Genomic DNA, 22,627 nt, shown 5'->3' on the forward strand with positions numbered 1-22,627 from the left:
TATGCCATAAATAAAATGTAGGCACGAATTTTTTGCTGCCCTTTTTGCGTATTACCAATATATTCAACCTTCTACAGCACTATTTTACCTTGTAAGTTCTGGAACTTCCTTTGCATATGCTATCAGCCATCCATCTGCAACATTTGCAAAATCTGCTTTTGCCGCTTGAGTAAATTGTGACTGTGCCTGCACCCATGTAAACACTTGATTGAACCATCTCATAATTTCTGGAGTATTTGTTGATACAAAGCATGTCTTGGGCATAACTCCGCTTACCCATGTAGTCAGGGCATCTCCTTCACGCTCCAATTCTTTCCTAATGCGATCAATACTCGAAAGACGGTTTTTCCCATGATGCCATAAAAGAGCATTCCAAAAACCCGGACATAGATCGAAAGAATAATATCTGTTTTTTGCCTCAATAAAAATATTTGCATCTAAGGCATATTTAAGTGTGTCACTCAAGGTTTCTCCGCTTCTGGAATTTTTCTGCATATTGAGCATACGTATTACCATAAAGTCCTGTCAGATGATATGCTTCATTGTATAACAGACGCCCTTCTTTTGTGGCCCTGATGACGGCATCAGCGAAGCGTCTTCCTATCCGGAGATTCTGTGTTGCGTAAAAATCTCCGCCTCCGCTTGTCTTTTTATTCCGCTGAGTATAGTCCTGATAGTCGTGGTAAAACTTGAAAAAAGCCGGCTTGCTGATCAAGTCCAGGTCTAAAGCGCGCCTTGCGGCAACAAGCGGACTTACCTTGAACCTCTTGGCAAGTACATTGAATGGCTCGCCCTCACTCTCAACACCAGGCCAAGCCGCCGTCATATCACTTTCCGGCACCAGAAACTCCGCTGCAACTCTATTGCAGAATTGCTCTACGGAATTGGCTATGGGCAAGAAGTCCACGAAATTGAAGACACCCTCTTTTCCTATAAGGAGATGGACAACCTCATGAGTCAAAGTAAACATCTGAGCAGCCTTTGCGTCCGCCCCATTGATGAATATCAGGGGCGCATATTCGTCGGACAAGACAAAGCCTCTGAATTCGTTTGTGTCGAGTTTTCTATGGCCATTGTTTCCAACAATGCTGTTGATAGTCACTATCACGCCGATTTTTTCAACGGCAAGACAAAGGGCGTTTAACGCAGCAGTCCAGGTTTTTTGATGATATACCCACTCGTGAGAGATATTCAAGAGTTTACGTAGCTTCACCGCAGATTGTTTAACGTTGTCAGAAAGGGTCATGCAACCAATAAAGGTCAAAGGCTGCTCACCTTGTTCGATCAGGAACTCTCGCATCCATCCCTGACGGCGCTGCATTGTCTGAACCGTTTCAAGCAAATTTGGGCTTGGTCGTCTGATTACTCCGTCTCCTACGGTTCTGAAATCGGTGATGGGAAGCTTATCCTCCGGAGGTTCCGGAAGGAAAAAATAACCTAATGGGGTAAGGGTCTTTGCTGCCAGGGCCTCCAGTTGCCGTAATGTTGGTTTTGCTTCACCCCTCTTCCAAGAGGAGAACGCTTTAAAACACTCCTGCAAAATCTTGTCAGACAAGCCGGAACGCTCCTGTGCCCATTGGATCAATTCCGGTCGGACAGCTACACGGCTCATATTATCTACACCTTATCAGTCATCACAGCTTTCATACATTATATATTATATCACAATTCTATCAGATTGTTGTTCAATCTCTCAAGGTTCTTCAGGGCAATCGCATTTGACCGTAAGAGAAAGGAAAGGGGTGGTTTCGCTCCTTGGCGATCCAGGGGGTGAGGCACCCCTGCCATAAAAAGGAACCAGCCCCCACTCAAACATTGAGCGACACCATATCGGCCAGAATTTGCTCAACTGCATCGACGGGGTTGTTTGCTTTTAAGATCGGGCGTCCGACAACGATGTAATCGGCTCCAAGTCTCATTGCCTCGCCGGGTGTGGTTATCCGTTTCTGATCGTCCTTGCCCGTTGACCATGATGGCCTTATACCGGGGGTCAGGATTACAAAATCACCTCCACAGGCCTCCCGAAGCAGCAATATCTCCCGGGGGGATGCAACAACCCCGGAAACCCCGGCCCTTTGCGCAAGCCTGGCCAGGTCGATAACATGCCCCCTGACATCGGAACTTACATTCAGCTCACTACGGAGTACCTCATCGTTTATGCTCGTTAATACCGTCACGGCAAGTATGACGGGACTTGGAAGACTCCCCTTGTCTGCCTCTTCCTCTGCGGCATCCACTGCCGCACGCATCATGGCAGAACCACCACAGGCATGGACATTAAACACGTATGCACCAATTCGGGTTGCCATACGAGCGGCCTGAGCAACCGTGTTCGGGATGTCGTGAAACTTCAGGTCAAGAAAGACCCGTCCACCGATGTTATTTATTGCCTCTACGGCCTTGGGCCCCTCTTTGGTAAAAAGCTGAGAGCCTATCTTGAAAAGACCAACATAATCCTTCAGCAGTTTAACCATTTCCATGGCTTCACTAAGACTATCGACATCCAATGCAAGGCATAGGCTATTTCTTACATCTGTTTTTCTCATTGAGCAGATTCCTCGTATAAAACTTATTTTATATCATATGCTACATTCTGCCATAACTAATTTGTTATGTCAAGTGTTTTTAAGGACAATCGAAATTGGGCTGTAGAAATCTGTACTCACATCTTCAATGACAATTGTCGCTGTTGGCCGTATGGTAATTGAGAAAAACCTCCATGTTATGTTATGCTTGTTTTTTATATTTTAAATTGAAGGAGGACACGAGTATTATGAGGTGGTTCTATAACCAGAAGATAGGAACAAAACTGATCCTGAGTTTTGTAGTAGTTTCGTTGCTTATGGCTGCAGTGGGCTATTTGGGTATTGTGAACTTGCATAAGATGGATGATGCCGATACGATGCTCTATGAAAAGGCGACCCTCGCTGTTTTTTATACGGGACTTATTGGTATTGATTTTCAGCGACTCCGCGTCAACATCAGAGAGGCAGTAGAGACGGACAAAGAATCCGACCAGCAGAAATATCTTGGCATCTGCAAGCAGCTTAAAGAGAATATACTTAAAAACTCGGAGTTGTACAAGAAAACGTTGCGTGACGATGAGGATCGCGCCTCGTTCAAGGAATTTACGGATGCCTTTAACGCCTATATCCCCGTGCTTGATAAGGAGATTGCACTGGGCACTGAGCGTAACATGGCTCAACTGAAAGAGCTGGTAAGTGGTGATGGCGCCAAGGCAGAGAGAACAGTGTACCCGCTTATAACAAAGCTCGTCGAGCATAATGAAAAAGAGGCCAAAGCCATTTCTGATGAAAATACGGTACTGGCACACGCTGTTTCCAATACGATAATCACATTTACGGCTATCGGTGTGGTAGTGGCGATACTGTTTGGTTTTTTCATCGCGCGTATAATCTCCGCACCCGTCAAAAAGATAGCCCGTGCGGCGGACACCCTGGCCCTTGGCGATGTAAACGTAAGCATTGATATCGACACAACGGATGAAATCGGTATGCTTGCGCGGTCGTTTCAGTGCGTTGTGGACAACATCAGGGAGGCCGCCGGTGCATCCGAAAAGATAAGCGCCGGGGACATATCGGTAGTGGTAAGGCCCAAGTCCGACAAAGATATCCTCGCCATGAGCATGGCCAAGGTCGTGGAGACCCTCAACGGATTGATCTCCGAAACGGCCACGCTTACCGAGGCAGCGGTTGATGGCAGGCTGGGCGTAAGAGGCAACGGGGACAAGTTTAAGGGCGCTTACAGGGAGATAGTCGTTGGGGTCAACAGGACGTTGGATGCCGTCATAGGCCCATTAAGCGTTGCCGCAAAGTATATAGACCGCATAAGCGCCGGGGACATACCCGAAAAGATAACCGCTGAGTATAAGGGCGAATTCAATGATATCAAGAGCAATCTGAACTTGCTGATAGATGCCGAGTCGCTTGTAGCGTCAATTGCCCAAGAGTTGTCCCGCGGCAACCTCCAGTTGAAGGTGAAGGAGCGTTCAGAAAAGGACAGCCTCATGCAGTCGTTGGCACAGATGGTGGAGCGGCTTACGGAGGTGGTGTCCAAGATACAGTTGGCCGCAGATGAGGTAACGGATGGCAGTATGCAGTTGAGTACGGCATCCCAGGAGCTTTCCCAGGGGGCCAGTGAGCAGGCCTCATCCGTGGAAGAGATATCGGCTTCTATGCAGCAGATGTCGGCCAACATCAAAAGCAACGCAAACAACGCCTTTCACACGGAAAAGATCGCCGTCAAGTCCTCACAGAGCGCCAAAGACAGCGGCGAGGCAGTGTCCAAGACCGTCAAGGCCATGAAGGACATAGCAGAAAAGATAACGATTATCGAGGAGATCGCCAGACAGACAAACCTGTTGGCGCTCAATGCGGCCATAGAGGCGGCTCGTGCCGGGGAGCATGGCAAGGGGTTTGCCGTGGTGGCCTCGGAGGTGCGTGAGCTGGCCGGCAGGAGTCAGACGGCAGCGGCCGAGATCAACAACCTCGTGTCATCGAGTGTTGACGTGTCGGAGAAATCAGGCGAAATGCTCAAGGCACTCGTCCCTGATATCCAAAAGACCGCCGAGCTGGTGCAGGAGATAAGCTCCTCCAGTGCCGAACAGAACTCCGGTGCCGACCAGATAAACAAAGCCATCCAGCAACTAGACCAGGTGATCCAGCAAAACGCCGCCGCCGCAGAGGAAATGTCTACCACCTCGGAGGAACTATCGGCACAGGCAGAGCAGATGCAAAACACCATAGGCTTTTTCAAGACAGCCTCTGACGATAAACTATCCAAAAAACCCGACCCAATCCCCGCAAGAAGGCAAAGAGCAAGAATGCCCCAACCCAGGATGATCGGCAATGACAGAGACAGTGAGCCAAAAAAGTATCAGCACCAAACTAAACCAGACAACAGGGCAAAATTCGCCGGAACTAATCTGCACCTGAGCGATGAGGCCAAAGATGCACAGAGAGACAGTGAGTTTGAGCACTATTGAAAGACTGGTAAGCAAAGGCAAGTGGGCTAACGGGGTGAGGCGGCTAAGAGCGAGGCCACACCCACAACCCGCTTAATATGCCGACAAGGAGGGTCTGAAAAAAAAAGTTGTTGACACAGACGATAAATTATTATATAAATAAACGAGGTTAAACACAGTGATAGGTTTTGTATTAAAGAAGATATTCGGGACAAAGAACGAGCGTGAAATAAAGCGAATAACGCCCCTGGTAGCCAGGATAAACGAGCTTGAGCCTGCCATAAAGGAGCTTACGGATGAACGGCTTAAGGCCAAGACCCTGGAGTTCAAGGGACGCATAGAGGAAGGCCAGGGGCTTGACGATATCCTTCCGGAGGCCTTTGCCGTTGTACGCGAGGCCTCAGTACGGACCATTGGCCTGAGACACTTTGACGTGCAATTAATTGGCGGCATCGTCCTGCACGAGGGCAAGATTGCCGAAATGAAGACCGGAGAGGGAAAGACGCTCGTTGCAACCCTACCCGTATACCTCAACGCACTTGATGGCAGGGGGGTGCATGTGGTCACGGTCAACGACTACCTTGCTCGCAGGGATACCCAGTGGATGGGGCCAATATATCACTTCCTGGGGTTGTCGGTGGGTGTCATCCAGCACGACAATTCGTTCCTGTTTGACCCGCACTTTAAGTCCGACTACGACGACAGCAACAACTTCCTCAATCCCTGCTCGCGCCAGGAGGCATATCGCACCGATATCACCTACGGTACAAACAACGAGTATGGCTTTGACTACCTCAGAGACAACATGAAGTACGAACTGAGCGACTACTCCCAGCGGGAACTCAACTACGCCATCGTGGATGAGGTTGACAGCATCCTCATTGACGAGGCAAGGACACCCCTCATAATATCAGGGCCATCGGAGGAGTCCACCGACAAGTACTACAAGATCAACAGGCTCATCCCCAAAATGACCGTCAACGTTGACTTCACCATAGACGAAAAGGCCAAAAACATAATCCTGACCGAAGAGGGCAGCCTCCACGCCGAACAACTCCTGGGCGTAACCAACCTCTTTGACCCCATACACATAGAGCTGGTTCACCACGTGCTGCAGGGCCTCAAGGCACACAACCTCTACCGCCGCGACACCGACTACGTGGTCACCAACGACGACGAAGTCGTGATCGTTGACGAGTTCACCGGACGACTGATGCCCGGCAGACGCTGGTCTGATGGCCTGCACCAGGCAATAGAGGCAAAAGAGGGCGTTAAAATCGAAAACGAAAACCAAACCCTGGCCACCATAACCTTCCAAAACTACTTCAGAATGTACAACAAACTCGCCGGCATGACCGGAACGGCAGACACGGAAGCCGAAGAGTTCCAAAAGATATACAACCTCGATGTCCTGGTCATCCCGACCAATAAGCCCATGCTCAGGGAGGACTTCGCTGATTCCATATACAAGTCTGAGCAAGCAAAATACAGCGCCGTCATACGCGACATAGAGGAGTGCTACAAACGTGCTCAACCCGTCCTGGTGGGGACCATCTCCATAGAGAAGTCCGAAATGCTCTCCCGGGAGCTTAAACAGACCAAGATCGCACACAACGTCCTCAATGCCAAGTACCACGAACAGGAGGCCGAAATCGTCGCCCAGGCCGGCAGAAGCGGCGCCGTCACCATTGCCACCAACATGGCCGGCAGAGGCACCGATATCGTCCTCGGCGGCAACCCCAAGGGGCTTGCACAGGCAATGCTCAAGGCAAAGAAGGACTATACGCAGCAAGATTGGAATGACGCCCTGGCACAGGCCATTGAGATATGCAACAAGGAGAAGGAGAAGGTGCTTGAGGCCGGCGGACTCTACATCCTCGGCACCGAAAGACACGAGGCCAGACGCATAGACAACCAGCTCAGAGGACGCTCCGGCAGACAGGGTGACCCCGGACGGTCGCGCTTTTATCTTTCGCTCCAGGACGACCTCATGCGGATATTTGGCTCCGACAGGATATCCGGCCTGATGGACAAACTCGGCATGGATGAGGACGTCCCCATAGAGAACAAGATGGTCTCACGTGCCATAGAAAATGCCCAGAAAAAGGTCGAGGCACACAACTTTGACATCAGAAAACACCTGCTCGAATACGACGACGTGATGAACAAGCAACGCACGGAAATATACTCCTTCCGGCGTGACATCCTGGCCTCCCAGCCCCTTGCAGACAATACGCTTGAGATGGTGCAAGAAGAGGGGGCATACTCCCCAAAGACTGACCGCCCCCCCGTTCAATCCCTCAGAGACAGGACGATTGAAATGATAAAGGAGGTAGTTCAGGACATCGTAGAGCGGGTATGCCCTGAAGACACATACCCCGAACAGTGGGACATGACCAACCTCTATGATTCCGTCTACAGCGTATTTGACATACCGCAGGACTATACCAAAAAGAGCATCGCAGAGGTCAAAAACCTCAATGCCCTGAGTCAGCACCTGGTGCATGTTGTAGTAACGCACTACGAGGAAAAAGAGAACAAGGTTACTCCGGAGGTGATGCGTTACCTGGAGCGGGTGACCCTCCTGCAGATCGTGGACACACAGTGGAAAGACCACCTGTTGGCAATGGACCACCTCAAGGAGGGCATCGGATTGCGCGGCTATGGCCAGAAAGACCCCCTGGTGGAGTACAAGCGCGAGGCCTTTGACATGTTTGCCGAAATGACTTTCCGGATAACTACCGAGTACCTTAACAGGATGTTTCACATACAGGTGCATTCCGAGGAAGACGTCAAGAGAAGCAGTGTTGTCAAAAAACAACAGGTCTTTTATAACAAGGGCGATGATTCCACGCAGCAGACAACCGTGCGAAAAGGTAAAAAGATCGGACGCAACGACCCATGTACATGCGGCAGCGGTAAAAAGTACAAAAAGTGTTGTGGCAAAAACGACTGATACAATTGTATATTTCATCAGCAAGCCCCTAGGAAAAATACCCGTTCTGCCGATAAGGATATTATAGCGAATGAGAGCAGACCGTGAGAGATGAATACCTGGTTTAGGATATGGCTGTGTGGCACCTGTATAGTGTTGCTGTGGAGTATCTGTAGTTATGGGCAGAGTCGTGGGGATGCTGCGGAGGCATCGGAGGTGCCAAAGACTGACGCAGCAAAGGCCGACGCACCAGAACCAAAGCCTGATACCGCAAAGGGCCTGGACGTAGTTATTGTGGTGGAAGGTTCGGAGCGGATGAAAGAGGTTGATCCCATGAGGTTGTTTGCTCATGCAGCGAGGATGTTTGTTGCCCTGCTTGGGAAAAATGACAGGGCGGGGGTCATCCGCTACGTTGACAAGGCAGAGCAGTTGAGTGATCTCACTGCCATTGGTGATGGTAGTGGCAGAGATACGCTGTTTAATGCCATTGATAAGATATCCTGGCAGGAGGCCGGCAAAGAGGGGGCCAACAAAGAGGAGGCGAGCAAGGTTAATGCCCTGGATGCCATAGACAGTGCAGTGAATATGTTGAAGAGCGGGGGTGGCTCGGCAGATGGTGGCGGTACAGGTGGTGCTATCATACTCCTGTACAATGTCCATTCTGGAGTTGAGGAGGCCCTTGGCAAGAGTAGTGTTGCGAAGACGCTCAATAGTAGCGGCATAAGGTTATTTGCAATAGCCATCGGAGACAGAGGCAAGCAGGAGTCTGAGAAATCCGGTGATGGCTTTTGTAAACCCACCGGTGGATTTCTCTACAACGCCCCCAAGGCCTCGGGCATATATATAAAGTTTGCATCAATATTTGAAACCCTGACCTCGGCGATGATGATACCCATAGAAAGGAATAAGATAAATATAGATGAATCCATCAAGGTCATCACCTTTGTCATAAAGAAGAGCTCACCCACCACAAAGCTCTCCTTCGAGGACCCTGATGGCGTAAAATATCTCCAGGAAAAGAAGATGGAAGGCGTTGAGTGGTCGGAGTCTGACACCATCGATGTCATTAAGATTAAAGACCCCGTATATGGGACCTGGTCACTGTCGCTGGGGTATGGAAGAGAAAACAAGGCCTATATACGGACAATTTTAAGATTACTGGTAACCCCCGAAGACCCGTATCAGGAGGCAGGCAAGCCCCTGGCAATAGAGGCATGGTTTAAGGTGGACAATGCAACCTTAGACATGAAGGAGATGCAATATGGCTTTAAGGTCAAGGCGGAGATTGTCGAACCTGACGGCAAAGAGGTGACTCTGCCTTTAAGTGCAAAGACGGCGGCTGAGGGCAACAAGATATTGTATTCAAATTCATTTACGCCGATGAAAGAGGGCAACTACAGGGTCACGATAACTGCCACAGGCAAAGGGCTTGAGCGAAGGAGGGCCTTAATGATTGTTGCAGGTAAACACGAGCAGTCAAAGGCAGCACCTTCCGCAACAAAAACAAAACTGCAACAGTATGACAACAGCCTTGATAAGTTTATTTTTATGCGGACAACGAAAAAGGGGGATATGGCTTTTACGAAGGCCGTTGCGTTTTTTTTAATAATAAACATTGTTGTTCTGGCAGGCATAGTTGTCTACGCAAAGAAAAAGGGACTATGGAAGGCAAACAAATCATTTGAGGGACAAGTGGACGCATGATAGAGATAAATAATTTAATTTTTATGTTTTTGATAGAGTTTATGGTGATATTTTTTGGTTTGGCGATATTCTTTTTTTATAAGAGCATGGGGCGTCTGCCCGGGGGGAGAACTCAAGATAATAAGCGATTTATCTTTGATCTGGAGCGTGAGCTGGAAGCCCTGGAGGAGGAGAGCAAGGCCCTTGAGGAAAATGCGGAGGCTGAATCGGACAGTGAAACGATAATAACCAGGGAGATAAATGCCGCAAAGTTGCACATATTGCACACCGCCCTTGCAACGGCGCAGACGGGCAGAGTCGGGGGCGAGGCGCTCTGGGATGATGTCTATGCACGATTTAGCGGGATCGTCAGGGAGAGCATCACACAAACACTGGAGCAGGTACGCAATGGAGCGTCACAAGGGGCGTTCACTTCCCAGACAGACAGCGGACGAGTCATGCAATCCTCTGCGGCTACAAAGAAGAAGTTTATCATAGAGCTTCTCAGCCATAAGGAGATGGTCTCCGAGCTGGAAAAGGAATTGGCCAAGTTAAGGGATTTCAACCAAAGGCTCATAGAGACCCTCAACGCTCTGCCCAATGAATCATCCCAACAGGCGGCCTCGGAGATCGTCAACATAAATGTGCATGTAGATAAGCTCATAAAAATCATCAAACAGGAAACCAAAATACTTGGTCGTCATATCGCTAACTACGAGCATATTGAGGTTAGCGCTCAAGACGATGACGATATGGACTCCGAAAAAATCCCTAATGTTTATGGAGGCTCCGACCAGGATAAGGATAAAATGCAAAAAGTCATAAAGTCCCTGGAAAGTAATATAGAGCTGCTGACAAAAAAAATACAGGAGATGGAAGCAGACATAGCAAGAAAAGACAGCGGCTACAAGAAACTGCAAAAGGAGTTTGGTGAGTTAGATATAGAGTATAAGCGAGTGTATGACAGATTAAAAACCGGCAAGGCTGACGGCTCCGTGGCATCAGCCGATACGGGCGCACTGGAGGCAGACCTGGCAGAAAAGGATGCTGAAATCAAAAAACTGCAAAAAGAAATGGATGACCTAAACGTTGAATTTGAAAGGCTCTACAGCGAATCCAATCCCTCCCTGGGTGCGGAGGCCGCCTCTCATGCAAAGATAAAGGAACTGGAAGCGGAACTGTCTGAAAAAGAAGCTCAAAACAAAAAACTGCAAAAAGAAATGGATGACCTAAACGTTGAATTTGAAAGGCTCTACAGCGAATCCAATCCCTCCCTGGGTGCAGAGGCCGCCTCTCATGCAAAGATAAAGGAGCTGGAAGCGGAACTGTCTGAAAAAGAAGCTCAAAACAAAAAACTGCAAAAAGAAATGGATGACCTAAACGTTGAATTTGAAAGGCTCTACAGTGAATCCAATCCCTCCCTGGGTGCAGAGGCCGCCTCTCATGCAAAGATAAAGGAACTGGAAGAAGAAATAGCAAGAAAAGACAAGGCCTTTGATGAACTGCAAAAACAGTTTAACGCCATGAAACAGCCATAGGAAGACGGTCATGAAAATAGCGTTAAGTGTAGCCGGATTTGACCCAACCAGCGGGGCCGGGGTGACAGCCGATCTGAGGGTGTTTCAAAGTGAGGGGGTCTATGGCTTGTCGGTGGTTTCGGCCATCACGGCGCAGAACACACAAGGGGTGCAGTTTGTCCAGGGCGTTAGTATCGAGGCATTCGACAGACAGCTTGACGTCCTGTTGAGCGACATCAGACCCGACGCCATCAAAACCGGTATCCTCTACAACACCCAACAGATAGAGTGCCTGATCCATCACATAGAGACCCACGCACTGACAAGCATAGTCATAGACCCCGTGATGGTGTCATCATCGGGGATGGCGCTTGTGGCAGGGGACAACATTGCGTTGGTCAGAGAGGGGCTTCTGCCACTGGCAGCGGTGGTTACGCCCAATGTACCGGAGGCACAGCTTCTGGCCGGAATCGATATCCACAGCCGCGACGACATATACAGGGCTGCACGGTTGATACACGATGTTGCAGGGTGCGCCGTGATCATTACGGGTGGACATATGGCCATTGGTACGGCAGTGGACGTTCTCTATGACGGCAATACCTTCAGCGAGTTCGAAGCACCCATGTTTGACAGAAAGGTGCATGGCACCGGCTGTATGTTCTCTGCCGCCGTTGCTGCAAACCTCGCCAGGGGGCTGCTCTTGCGCGACGCCGGGGACAAGGCCAAGGCCTACATCACGGCAGCCATCGAAGGGGCCTGTTTCCCGGGCCGGGGGATGGGGGTTGCATATGTTCGGACGTAAAAAAATATGACCCTCTTGTTTTTTTATTTTTATCCTGAGAGTTGATTTTTTTGCATCCAGGTGGTATAATAAAGGCATGGACAAAGATGAAAGCAGTGGACTAAACCAGGACGGTGGCAGCGGTGGCAGCAGCGGAGGCGCCAATGGCAGCAGGGCAACCCTTTCAGAAAAGCATAACCTGATAGTTGCGCTGATAATTCTGATAACGGTGTTGGTGGTGATGACAGTGGCTATACTGGTGCATCGGCCTGTTGTTCACAATGAGGCCGTTAATATCACGCAACACAGTTTACTTGCTTTTATTGTTGTGTTTCTGTGCTATGGGATTGCCGCGGTGTTGTTGGTTATGTTTTTTGCCTATCGGATATTAAGTCCGTTTGGGAGGTTGCTTAAGGACATGGAAGTGATATTGTCCGGTGATATGAGCAGGCGGTTGTTTCTCAGAGACAAGGATGTTTATCTTATCAAGTGTTTTGTAAGAAACGTCAACACGCTCCTGGACAATACTGAAAAAATGCACATATCTCGCGATTTGATCAATGAGATAGATTCCGAGGGACGTCAGGTGATATCTCTGCTGGAAAATGACAACAACATAGATGGTAAGACAAAAGAGGCAGTTGTGGCTTACCACGAAAAGGTCAAGTCGATCATGAAAGACAAGTCCGTCTGAAGTTGTCTCAGGTGGGTCTCCTCACGAAAGCGGGCCTATCGAACGAGTCGGGCAACTATCGAACAATTGCCGGGGAACTCAGGTAGTCTTCTGATTCTGCAGAAACTCGGTAAACTTATCTGGTACCAACGGTTTGCTAAACAAATACCCCTGTGCCTCATCACAATTAAGCCTCCGGAGGAACTCCAGTTGTTCGGTAGTCTCAACCCCCTCGGCAGTGACCTTTAGTTTCAGGCTGTGTGCCATGGCAATGATGGCAGTGGCAATGGCCGCATCATCGGGGTCTGTGGTAATATCGCTGACAAAAGACTTGTCGATCTTCAGCCTGTCTATCGGGAAACGTTTCAGATAACTGAGCGAGGAGTAACCCATGCCAAAATCATCGATGGCAATGTGTATCCCCATGCTCTTGATATCGCGCAGAACCTTTATGGCCGAATTGGCATCCTCCATGACTACGCTCTCAGTAAGCTCAAGCTCAAGCATCTCCGGGTTATAACCGGTATCCCGTAAAATTGCCTCGATAGATTTAATCAGGTCTTGGGATTTAAACTGCCGTGCAGAGAGATTTACGGCCATTATGAGGGGTGTTGAGGTCATCCCCTGCCACTGCTTACCGATAGTGCAGGCCTGCCTAAGCACCCACTCGCCAATGGGTATGATAAGTCCCGTTTCCTCGGCCACAGGTATAAACTCCACCGGCGAAACAAAGCCATACTGCGGGGTATTCCACCTGATCAACGCCTCCATCCCTGCCACCGTATCGTTGGATATCTCAAACTTGGGTTGAAAATTCAGCGTAAACTCGTTTAGTTGGAGAGCCTTCCGGAGACTGCTTTCCAACTTCAGCCTCCGCATTGCCTTTATGTTCATGTCGGCGTTGTAGAACTTATAGTTGTTGCGTCCCGTATTCTTTGCCTGATACATTGCGACATCCGAGTTTTTCAGCAACGTGTCGATATCATCACCGTCGTTGGGATAGACGCTTATGCCTATGCTCACCCCCACCACGCACTCGTGGTTGTCAAGCTGAAAGGGTTTGGTGAATACGTCAAGTATCTTCTCTGCCACAATGGCGGCATCACTTGTTTTGTTTAGCACAGACAGTATGATTACAAACTCATCTCCACCTATGTGTGCAACCGTGTCTGTGTCGCGCACGCAGAACGGGAGTTTCTTGGCCGCCTTTTTCAGAAGCACATCCCCCATGTCATGCCCAAGTGTATCGTTTACGTACTTAAAACCATCGAGGTCTAAAAACAAAAGTGCAAACATCCTATCATATCGCCGTGCCTGCCCCAGTGTATAACTCAGCCGATCATAAAAGAGTGTTCGGTTGGGTAAGTCCGTCAGGGCGTCAAAATGCGTGAGATACTCCAGGCGTCGCTCTATCAGTCTTTGTTCCGTGACATCTATACCCGTGGCAAGAAGGTGCGAAGCATTACCCTCATCGTTTGATATCAAATTGTAGGTCCACGATATGAGCCTTTGGCTGCCGTTTTTGGAAACCAGGTAATCTTCCGACTTCAGGATGTCGCCATGACGATGCGATGAATCAAACCCACTGTTGATGAAAAACGCCTTTAACTTTACAGCATCCGCCTCTTTCCACAGCAACTCCCATACAATCTTGCCATTTAATTCATCATATACATACCCCGACAACTTCTCACAAGCACGGTTAAAGCACACTATGCAGCCCTCCTTGTCTATGACAAGTACCAGCGCCCCAACGGTATCAAGCACTGACGTCAGTAAGTTGTTGTTTTCAAACAGATGCCCTTGCAAGGCCATCAAGCCCCCCTCAGACATGCCTGTACCGTTAAGAAACTTATATTGTTTGCAAAATCCATCACTCATCTCTGGCATTGACTACTCATAATCATCCTACGTTATTTTAACAGAATAGGTGCCGTTTATAATAGTGTTGATAAAATAATTTTTTCCACCACGCCTCAACCTGATACCCGTATTATGCAATTTGTGGCATAGATTAAATCAGACGGAAAATTGTACGATATTACATGTTTGATTGATCACTGAATTTAGGGAAAATAAAAGAAGGAGGTTCTCTTATGAACTTTAGGGTATTTCAGAGGCTTATGGTTGCCATCTGTACGTTGGTGGTGATGGTGTGTTTTGTGAGTGTCAGTCAGTCATGGGCACGGTGTCTGGTGGTTATAAAGAAGAACGTAAAAGTGCCCTGGACGGTGTATAAAAAAGGCGAGGTACGCAACTCCGGATGGTTTATGTTCACAGACACCCCGCGCAGCAATGGAAAACTTGTCATCCAATACTCCGAAAATTCAGGCCAGGAACTCAATCTATTCGGAGATTACGGCAAAAATTGGGTAAAGATAATAAACGCCGTTGATAATGAAAGATGGGAGGCAGATGCCGACGATTGTACGGGTAATACCCTCAGAGGTCATATAATCAGAGACGAACGTGCAGAGTTTGACTTCACCATTACAACGGACGCCGATGCGCCTGTTCCCGTTGTACCCTTGCCTCTTGATGTCCCCTTGCCGGCGATAAAGTTCCCCCCGGGTGTCAGCACGGTTGAAAACGCAAAGTATCCCGATGCCAGGGCCGTCGTCAACTATTCCGAGGCTCCACGGCCATGTAAAGCAAGGACCAGCGAAAAATGTTACCTGTTCAGTCAGTACACTGTCCACGTTGAACCTGACAGCGGTGGCAACGAAGTTATAAGGATATACAACAACTTAAACCCTGTAATCCCGCACCTCGTACTAAAAGATGCAGGCAGCTTTTATGGCATAGCAAAAGACAAGCTGTTTCTGCGCACCAAGACCGATGATACACATATGCTTGAGGTCTTTGATATCAACAGCAAACGCTCCATTCATAAAGCACAGGCCTCAGAGCCGATTGGCATTGTAAACCGTGACTACGTTGCCTACTACACCGATAAAGAACGTGTCGATAACATTACCATTTGTCCAAACAAGAGAGACGCCTTTGAGGCAAAAAAGGACGGTCTCAATGTTATCAGAGAGACCGAGGTCAAGTTCAACATGGTTGACATGTCTGTTACCCCAACGGGGGTATTCAGGTGTGCAGGCAGATACTAGAGAACCTGGCAATGTTAAACGACAAGACAATTCTCATTACCGGAGGGACGGGGTCCTTTGGCAGGAGGTACACCCAATACGTATTTGAGAAGTTTAAGGTAAAAAAACTCATAATCTTTAGTAGGGATGAGCATAAGCAACACGAAATGTCTTTTACCTATCCCCGGAACAAGTATCCGATACGATACTTCATCGGAGATATTCGTGACAGAGAGCGATTGTACAGGGCCTTTAGCGGGGTGGATTACGTCATTCATGCAGCCGCTCTCAAGCACGTCCTGGCTGCCGAGTATAACCCATTTGAGGTTGTCAAGACCAACATCGTTGGTGCCCAAAACATCGTCGAGGCGGCCATAGACAATGGGGTCAGGAAGGTCATTGCCTTATCCACGGACAAGGCCGTCAGTCCGGTGAACCTCTACGGAGCGACAAAGCTGGCCATGGAGAAGATTTTTGTTTCGGCCAGCGCTTACGTTGGGGCAAAGGATACCAGGTTTGCCGTTGTCAGGTACGGCAACGTTGTGGCCAGCAGGGGCAGTGTTATACCCCTGTTTTTGAAGTTAATCGGGGAGGGGGCAACCGAGCTGCCGGTGACGGATATGCGGATGACCAGATTCTGGATAACGATTGAGGAATCCGTGGAGCTGGTCAACACTGCCCTCCTTGAGGCCGTCGGCGGAGAGGTATTTGTCCCCAGAATACCAAGTATGAAGATAACAGACCTCGTAGAGGCCATAGCTCCTCATTGCGATATCAATATTGTCGGTTGTCGCCCCGGAGAGAAGATACATGAGACCCTCATTGCAAGTGATGAGGCGGGCACTACCGTTGAGTATGAACACAACGGCAAGGTCATGTACGTGATCCTGTCGGAACTTCACCTCGATGCAAAGGACATCGGCAGGTATAAGAACTGTAAAAGGCTACCGGACAATTATCTCTACAGAAGCGACAAAAACGATTGGTGGTTGACCATCCCGCAAATGACAGAGTGCCTGAAACGCTTACAGGTAGCTTTGTAAGCACATCATCATGTCCTTAGACCGCATCACCTACGGAAGACAGTCCATTGACGAGGACGACATTGCCGAGGTCGTAAGGGTCCTGCGCTCGGACTTTATCACCAGAGGCAGGGGTTCCGAGGCATTTGAGGAGGGGCTTGCGGCCAGTGTTGGTACCTCTTATGCCGTGGCGTTTAACTCCGGCACCTCCGCCCTGCACGGTGCGTACTTTGCCGCCGGATTGGGGCAGGGGGATGAATTTATAACGACCCCCAACACGTTCGTGGCAACGGCAAATGCCGGGGTCTACCTCCAGGCAAGGCCGCTCTTTGCGGACATAGAACCCGATACCGGTAACATTGATGTTGCAAAGATAGAACCCCTGCTCACAGCAAAGACAAAATTGCTCGTACCCGTTGCCTTTGCCGGCCATCCGGTGGATAACGAGGGAGTGTTTGAGTTGGCCCGGAGGTACAACCTCATTGTTGTTGAGGATGCCTGCCATGCCCTTGGCGCTGTGTATAAGTCAGGTAGTACAGAGACACGTGTTGGAGGGTGTATGTACGCACACATGTCGGTGTTGAGTTTTCACCCTGTAAAGGCAATAACAACCGGAGAGGGCGGGGCAGTGTTGACCAACGACAGGGCGCTGTATGACAGACTCAGGTTGTTCCGCCAGCACGGGATCAACAAAGACGTCTCAAAAGACGGCGAACCCTGGCTATATGAAATGCGCCATTTGGGGTATAACTACGTCATGACCGATTTTCAGGCGGCACTGGGGCTGTCACAGTTGGCTAAACTACAGGGGTTTATCCAAAGGAGACGCCATATCGCAAAGACATACAACGAGGCATTTCACAACAACCCCTATTTCTACACCCCGCCCGAAAGAGACTACGCACAAAGCGCCTGGCACCTATATTTCATCCGCCTCAAGGATGCCTACAAAGAGCGAAAGGCGCAGATAATCGATAAATTAAAACACGCCGGAGTTGGTGTTGCTGTACACTACGTGCCGGTCTATCAACATCCCTTCTACAGCGAAATGGGCTACGTCAGAGGTCTGTGTCCCGTTGCCGAGGATTTTTATCAGCGAGAGATAAGCCTGCCGATCTACCCGTCGCTGTCCGATGCACAGGTCGGGGATGTAATCGAGAGGGTCTATGCGGTGATGTCAGCGGTGGCGGCGTGAGTGCGGAGGCTAAGACCGTAGCCTTTGTGCCTGTCAGGCTGACGTCAACCCGACTGCCCGTTAAACACTTCAAGTACATAGGGGACAAGATGCTCCTTACGTGGGTGGTACACAGGCTGAGGGAATGCCGCTTGATTGGCCGGATCGCCATATGTGCGCCAGGTGAGGCGGAGAGTGAGGCGTTGAGGGCGTTTGCCCTGGGGCATGACGTTGAACTGTTTATATACGACGGCGATGTCAATGACGTTGTGGGGAGGCTCACGGCAGCCGCGGCGAAGTATGAGGCCGATGTATGCGTCCTGGCAAGCGGTGATTGTCCGCTGCTCAATCCCCGGACGATAGACGTGATGCTTGAGGCCATCGGAGATGTCGATGATGCCGGTTATGTCGTCTTTGAGCCAATCAACGGTGCGTTTCCGATCCACGAGGGCATCCTGGTTGCCAGGCGGTGGATGTGGAACCTTGCCGATGAGCTGTCGGATACGCCGCACCTGAGAGAGCATCACTTCCCCGTCTACGTGCAAAACGTCTATCCCGAAAAATTTGCTCACATAAAACGCCTCAGCTTCAGGGATGAAGAGGTCTTCTACGGCCTCAGACACAGGATATCCGTGGATACCCCCTCCGACCTGGAGTTTATGAATCGCCTCCACGGTGTCCTGACGGATGCCGGTAAGGAGTTCAACCTCAAAAACGTCATCGAACTCATAGGCACACACCCCCATCTGAAAGAGATCAATGCCTCGGTACATCAGAAGGCATACAGCGACGCCTCCGGCAAGGTCATCTGCTACGTGGCAGATGCGTCGGTTGAGGGCCATGACACGTTGCTAAAGGTGCTGGCAGTGGCACGGGTGCTTATCGAGCAATTTGGCGTTGGCGTCAGATTTTTGCTGCAACAACAGGCGGCAAGGGATTTCATTGAGACCAGGGGAGGTGTCACATTCCTGGGAAGTTATGATACACTGCCTGAGGTACATGCACGCTTTAAGTACGATGTGGCGGTCTTTGTCCCGGCTGCGGCTTCCGGGGTGCCGGAGGAGGTTATATCCAGGCTGAAAACTGAGTTTGACGTAAAAACTTTCGTCATCAACAATGAGCTGACAGATGAGGCAGACATTGCCAATATCGCATCCGATATAGCCAGGCGGTGTCGTTAACCCTGAGCTTGAGTTACAGTGCGTTTCAAATGCGTGCAATAAAAAAAAGAAGGAGGGCGGAGCCGCCCCCTCCTCAGACCTCCCCTGCAAGGGGACCAGTCCCCCACTGAGCAGGGGGTCGCTGACCCCTTGACCCCGTAAAAGTACAACGCACTCTTCCTTAACCCTCGTAGACAAAATGTGGTGATTCCATTTACAATATATGCGATGGTTTTATATATATTTTAAGGAGGTGATAGCGGATAGTGTAGACAGACTATATTTTTTTATTTATGCATTTACTGTTTTTAGATTTTTTTTAAAGGCAACAACAGATATGCTTATCAGGAGATATGGATGAAGAGAACGGTTGTACTGATGTTTGTTTTTTATTTTATTGTAGCCAATGCGCTTTTTGCCGGTGATAAGGCATCGGGCAATGGTGCTTCTTATGAGACACATATGTCTAAGGGTAAGGCCTATTTGCAGGGGAAGAAGTACGCAGAGGCTGCCAAGGAATATCGTTCGGCGCTCAAGGGCAGGTCATCGGATGAGGCGGCTAATATTGGACTTGGCATTGCATTAAGCCGCATGTCGCAGGACGGCGCACAGTTGCACCTCAAGAAGGCCCTCATGGCAAATCCGAATAACCCACAGACAAACCTTGAGCTTGGCGTGTATTACTACAACAAGGAAATATACACAGAGGCAAGAGACTACTTCGAAAACGTAATTGACACAGGCAAGACCTCCGAGTATGCAACAACGGCGCGTGGATACTTAAAACAGATAGACCGCCGTACAGGCGCAAGACCCTGGTTGGTCAACCTCACACTGGGTACCCAGTATGACAGTAACGTTGTCCTCGGCAATGGCGCTACGGAACTGCCATCAGGGATCAGTCGCAAGGCCGACTGGAAGGGGCTTGTCTATATCAACGGCAGATACAAGTTTGTCGAAACCGAAGGCATGGAGGCCTCTGCCGGTTACAGCTTTTACCAGACGCTGCACAGTCGTCTGTCATCATTTAACATCACCCAGAATGCGGTTGATCTTTCGTTGAGATACAACGTTATGCCGACAGTGGGTATAGGGGCACAGTATGCCTTTGAGTACATAGCAGTTGGGGGCAAGACCTACGATTACGTACACGCCATCGGGCCATCTCTGTTTATCTCAGAGGGTAACGGGTTTTCCACCGAGGTGCGGTACAGATACCGCAGTAGTCGGTTTTACAATGCCGACCTGTTCCCCGATAACTCGGACAGGAACGGCTCCGATAACGTCATCGGCGTAGCGCAACAGTTCCCCCTTACGGAGGCATCCAACCTCGAAGTGGGTTATGCCTTTAACAAGGCCGATGCCGAAAAAAGCTACTGGCAGTATGATGGCAACAAGGCACATGCAAATCTGATGTACAGTTTCCCTTACAGGGTTTCGTTAAATCTCTATGGTGAGTATTACGCCAAGAGGTACGAGGGTATGTTCAGCTCGTATGAAAAGCAACGCAACGACGATATCCAGACATATGGCTTAACGGCAACAAAGCTGCTGGCAGACAACGTTGGCGTGACCCTTGGACAGACCTATGTCTACAGCAGGTCAAATATAAACAGCTATGACTACAGGAGGAGTGTTTCGAGTCTCTTGTTAAATCTGAGGTTTTAAGGATGAAAAAGACGTTTTTTTTCCAGCTCGTGATATGTTACCTTGCGGCCGTGACATTGGCAAGCGGGGCCGATGATATCGGCAAGGTAGTTGCGCTCAGGGGGCAGGCCCAGATCGAGCGCAACAAGCAGGAGATAGCGGCAAAGGTGCAGGATGGCATCCTGATGATTGACACCGTGGCCACAAAGGAAGCGTCAAGGACAAAGATGCTCTTTATCGATGACAGTGTCCTGACGGTTGGCGAAAAATCCAAGGTGGTTATAAAGGAGTTTGTCTACGGCAAGGACGACAGGAGTAAGGCAGTATTTAACCTGCTCGATGGCAAAATGAGGACTGTTGTTGGCAGGTCGAACTCCGAGGTGCAGACGCCAACCCTGGTGGCTGCGGCCAGGGGAACGGTGATATACTTTGAAACTGGCCTACAGGACTCGGTACCTTACACGACAGTCCTATGCCTTGAGGGACAGGTGGACGTAAGCAGTATCGACCCAACGATCTCCGGTACGGTGACGGTTACCCCTGGCATGATGGCAACCGTGTTAGCGGGCAAGGCTCCCCCGGCTCCCGTTAAGGCCGGTGAGGAGGCATTAAGAAATGCCACACTCAGATGGGGAGAGGTAACCTCCGAAACGTTGGCAGATAATCTGGCATCTGCCGGCAGGGCGGCTGCAATGCTTAACCTCAATCCGCAGCAAACCATAGTGCAAACACCAACTACACCGGTGACAATTGGTGTGGTCTTCCCATAAAAAACTCAGAGGACGATTATGAAAAACAACAAACCAATTACCTGGAATATAAACATAGTGATGTTCGCCCCATTTATTGCCATGCTCCTGGCCCTCATTGTACATAGCTGTGGAGGTGGCGGTGGTGGGGGAGGCTCTTCCACGGGCACTACATCCACAAAGACACCCGTGTCGATGACGATTTTGCTGAAGACTTCTGATACACAACAGGGCAATATTTCTGAAAAGACCATACCGGCTGACATTACGGCAATCAGGATCAGCATCTCCGCTACGGATATGGATACTATTGAGCGTCTGATACAGGTCGGCGGCAAGACCCAGATCACCGAAACCTTTGAGGTGCCCAACGGTCAACGGAGGCTGTTTTTAGTAGAGGCGCTCAATACCTCAGCCGCTGTCCTATTCAAGGGGGACAAGCTGGCAGACCTTGAGGGCTTTCCCACGGCGATTGACATAAAGATGCTGCCGGTAACCGGCCCCCCAACCACTATCGCAGGGATGTGGCAACTACATACGCGGTGTGTTAATCAAACGCAAGACTCTGTCGAAATGTCCCTGGCGTTATATGAAATCAGCAGTGGCAGCTTCTCCGGAAGCACCACCGGCAAGGACAACAACGACTACGATATCAGCCTGACAATCTATGGCAACTATGACACATCAAGCCATTACTTGACTGGCACCGTGATTGTAAACTCACCACGGTATGCCTGTGTAAAGCAATACGCATTTGGCACTACCATGACATCCAACGACACGGGCTACATAGACGCAACTCAGGCAAACCCTTGTGGCTGTGAAACACAGGTGCGTCTGACCCAAACATCATCATCAACCCCTACGCCACTGCCCACTCCGACACTACCTCCCACTCCAACACCAACTCCAACGCCGACTACACAACCCACTCCAACGCCGACTCCCACAGCCACTGCCACCCCAACTCCAACGCCGACTCCTACGCCGAATCCTACATTTGAACCAACGCCTACTCCCATGCCCACTCCGACAATGCCACCACCTCCGCCGCCCACGTTACAGCCAACGCCAACGCCACAACCTACTCCAACGCCGGCTCCTACACCCACCTCCATCGTGGAACCGAGGTTTGGACGGCCCTCCTTGATATCTCCAATCATACTCCAGTCAAACATCGGTTGCTCTCTTTTTTCCTTAAACA

At 49.8% G+C, this 22,627-nt stretch carries 16 protein-coding genes and 1 pseudogene; 13 read left to right on the forward strand and 4 right to left on the reverse strand.

The annotated features are described in order from the left end of the window. Positions 1–84: 84 nt before the first annotated feature. The 3 genes from HWQ67_RS01300 to pyrF form a co-directional block, all read right to left on the reverse strand. Positions 85–465 (reverse strand): DUF4411 family protein, encoded by a 381-nt coding sequence (locus HWQ67_RS01300; protein WP_218250832.1) that lies wholly within the window; start codon positions 463–465, stop codon positions 85–87. Further along, positions 458–1,612: an ImmA/IrrE family metallo-endopeptidase gene (locus tag HWQ67_RS01305; RefSeq protein WP_218250833.1), complete on the reverse strand. Its 1,155-nt coding sequence runs from the start codon at positions 1,610–1,612 to the stop codon at positions 458–460. The genes HWQ67_RS01300 and HWQ67_RS01305 overlap by 8 nt, the downstream gene beginning before the upstream one ends. A gap of 196 nt (positions 1,613–1,808) precedes the next feature. Next, positions 1,809–2,546: an orotidine-5'-phosphate decarboxylase gene (gene pyrF / locus HWQ67_RS01310; protein WP_218250834.1), complete on the reverse strand. Its 738-nt coding sequence runs from the start codon at positions 2,544–2,546 to the stop codon at positions 1,809–1,811. A 227-nt stretch (positions 2,547–2,773) separates the two neighbouring features. Between pyrF and HWQ67_RS01315 the strand changes: the two genes are divergently transcribed. The 6 genes from HWQ67_RS01315 to HWQ67_RS01340 all read left to right on the forward strand — a co-directional run bounded on the left by HWQ67_RS01315 (position 2,774) and on the right by HWQ67_RS01340 (position 12,597). Next, positions 2,774–5,005 carry a methyl-accepting chemotaxis protein gene (locus HWQ67_RS01315; RefSeq protein WP_218250835.1) on the forward strand — a complete coding sequence of 744 codons (2,232 nt, stop codon included), beginning with the start codon at positions 2,774–2,776 and terminating at the stop codon, positions 5,003–5,005. Between the two features lie 157 nt (positions 5,006–5,162). Next, entirely contained in the window at positions 5,163–7,940 is a 2,778-nt protein-coding gene (gene secA, locus HWQ67_RS01320; RefSeq protein WP_218250836.1) for a preprotein translocase subunit SecA, read from the forward strand. Between the two features lie 90 nt (positions 7,941–8,030). Continuing rightward, positions 8,031–9,623, forward strand: a complete 1,593-nt coding sequence (locus tag HWQ67_RS01325) for a vWA domain-containing protein (RefSeq protein ID WP_218250837.1) — start codon at positions 8,031–8,033, stop codon at positions 9,621–9,623. Next, positions 9,620–11,140 (forward strand): hypothetical protein, encoded by a 1,521-nt coding sequence (locus tag HWQ67_RS01330; RefSeq protein ID WP_218250838.1) that lies wholly within the window; start codon positions 9,620–9,622, stop codon positions 11,138–11,140. The genes HWQ67_RS01325 and HWQ67_RS01330 overlap by 4 nt, the downstream gene beginning before the upstream one ends. Before the next feature lie 10 nt (positions 11,141–11,150). Then, positions 11,151–11,924 (forward strand): bifunctional hydroxymethylpyrimidine kinase/phosphomethylpyrimidine kinase, encoded by a 774-nt coding sequence (gene thiD, locus HWQ67_RS01335; protein WP_218250839.1) that lies wholly within the window; start codon positions 11,151–11,153, stop codon positions 11,922–11,924. A gap of 76 nt (positions 11,925–12,000) precedes the next feature. After that, positions 12,001–12,597 (forward strand): hypothetical protein, encoded by a 597-nt coding sequence (locus HWQ67_RS01340; protein WP_218250840.1) that lies wholly within the window; start codon positions 12,001–12,003, stop codon positions 12,595–12,597. Positions 12,598–12,675: 78 nt separating this feature from the next. Here the strand turns inward: HWQ67_RS01340 and HWQ67_RS01345 are convergent, their stop codons facing one another. Next, complete coding sequence (locus HWQ67_RS01345) at positions 12,676–14,457, reverse strand: sensor domain-containing protein (RefSeq protein ID WP_218250841.1); 1,782 nt, start codon at positions 14,455–14,457, stop codon at positions 12,676–12,678. A gap of 215 nt (positions 14,458–14,672) precedes the next feature. Between HWQ67_RS01345 and HWQ67_RS01350 the strand changes: the two genes are divergently transcribed. From HWQ67_RS01350 to HWQ67_RS01380, 7 genes and pseudogenes are all read left to right on the forward strand, one after another. Continuing rightward, on the forward strand, positions 14,673–15,692 hold the full coding sequence (locus HWQ67_RS01350) for a hypothetical protein (protein ID WP_218250842.1): 1,020 nt from the start codon (positions 14,673–14,675) through the stop codon (positions 15,690–15,692). Between the two features lie 11 nt (positions 15,693–15,703). Then, entirely contained in the window at positions 15,704–16,714 is a 1,011-nt protein-coding gene (pseB, locus tag HWQ67_RS01355) for a UDP-N-acetylglucosamine 4,6-dehydratase (inverting) (RefSeq protein ID WP_218250843.1), read from the forward strand. A 10-nt stretch (positions 16,715–16,724) separates the two neighbouring features. Beyond that, positions 16,725–17,888 carry a UDP-4-amino-4,6-dideoxy-N-acetyl-beta-L-altrosamine transaminase gene (pseC, locus tag HWQ67_RS01360; RefSeq protein ID WP_218250844.1) on the forward strand — a complete coding sequence of 388 codons (1,164 nt, stop codon included), beginning with the start codon at positions 16,725–16,727 and terminating at the stop codon, positions 17,886–17,888. Beyond that, positions 17,885–19,048: a cytidylyltransferase domain-containing protein gene (locus tag HWQ67_RS01365; RefSeq protein ID WP_218250845.1), complete on the forward strand. Its 1,164-nt coding sequence runs from the start codon at positions 17,885–17,887 to the stop codon at positions 19,046–19,048. The genes pseC and HWQ67_RS01365 overlap by 4 nt, the downstream gene beginning before the upstream one ends. Before the next feature lie 336 nt (positions 19,049–19,384). Next, complete coding sequence (locus HWQ67_RS01370) at positions 19,385–20,695, forward strand: tetratricopeptide repeat protein (RefSeq protein WP_218250846.1); 1,311 nt, start codon at positions 19,385–19,387, stop codon at positions 20,693–20,695. Positions 20,696–20,697: 2 nt separating this feature from the next. Further along, a complete protein-coding gene (locus HWQ67_RS01375; protein WP_218250847.1) occupies positions 20,698–21,444 on the forward strand; it encodes a FecR family protein in 747 nt (248 codons plus the stop codon). Between the two features lie 18 nt (positions 21,445–21,462). Further along, positions 21,463–22,627: pseudogene (locus tag HWQ67_RS01380) on the forward strand (hypothetical protein); the annotation flags it as partial.

This window comes from Candidatus Magnetobacterium casense, assembly GCF_019173545.1.
Classification (GTDB): Bacteria; Nitrospirota; Thermodesulfovibrionia; order Thermodesulfovibrionales; family Magnetobacteriaceae; genus Magnetobacterium; species Magnetobacterium cryptolimnobacter.

What these genes read in the sequence shown, in the direction of transcription:
- HWQ67_RS01305 (WP_218250833.1), bottom strand. Translation starts at nt 1,612, where the DNA reads ATGAGCCGTGTAGCTGTCCGACCGGAATTGATCCAATGGGCACAGGAG.
- pyrF (WP_218250834.1), bottom strand. Translation starts at nt 2,546, where the DNA reads ATGAGAAAAACAGATGTAAGAAATAGCCTATGCCTTGCATTGGATGTC.
- HWQ67_RS01315 (WP_218250835.1), top strand. Translation starts at nt 2,774, where the DNA reads ATGAGGTGGTTCTATAACCAGAAGATAGGAACAAAACTGATCCTGAGT.
- HWQ67_RS01325 (WP_218250837.1), top strand. Translation starts at nt 8,031, where the DNA reads ATGAATACCTGGTTTAGGATATGGCTGTGTGGCACCTGTATAGTGTTG.
- HWQ67_RS01330 (WP_218250838.1), top strand. Translation starts at nt 9,620, where the DNA reads ATGATAGAGATAAATAATTTAATTTTTATGTTTTTGATAGAGTTTATG.
- thiD (WP_218250839.1), top strand. Translation starts at nt 11,151, where the DNA reads ATGAAAATAGCGTTAAGTGTAGCCGGATTTGACCCAACCAGCGGGGCC.
- HWQ67_RS01340 (WP_218250840.1), top strand. Translation starts at nt 12,001, where the DNA reads ATGGACAAAGATGAAAGCAGTGGACTAAACCAGGACGGTGGCAGCGGT.
- HWQ67_RS01345 (WP_218250841.1), bottom strand. Translation starts at nt 14,457, where the DNA reads ATGAGTGATGGATTTTGCAAACAATATAAGTTTCTTAACGGTACAGGC.
- HWQ67_RS01350 (WP_218250842.1), top strand. Translation starts at nt 14,673, where the DNA reads ATGAACTTTAGGGTATTTCAGAGGCTTATGGTTGCCATCTGTACGTTG.
- pseB (WP_218250843.1), top strand. Translation starts at nt 15,704, where the DNA reads ATGTTAAACGACAAGACAATTCTCATTACCGGAGGGACGGGGTCCTTT.
- pseC (WP_218250844.1), top strand. Translation starts at nt 16,725, where the DNA reads ATGTCCTTAGACCGCATCACCTACGGAAGACAGTCCATTGACGAGGAC.
- HWQ67_RS01370 (WP_218250846.1), top strand. Translation starts at nt 19,385, where the DNA reads ATGAAGAGAACGGTTGTACTGATGTTTGTTTTTTATTTTATTGTAGCC.
- HWQ67_RS01375 (WP_218250847.1), top strand. Translation starts at nt 20,698, where the DNA reads ATGAAAAAGACGTTTTTTTTCCAGCTCGTGATATGTTACCTTGCGGCC.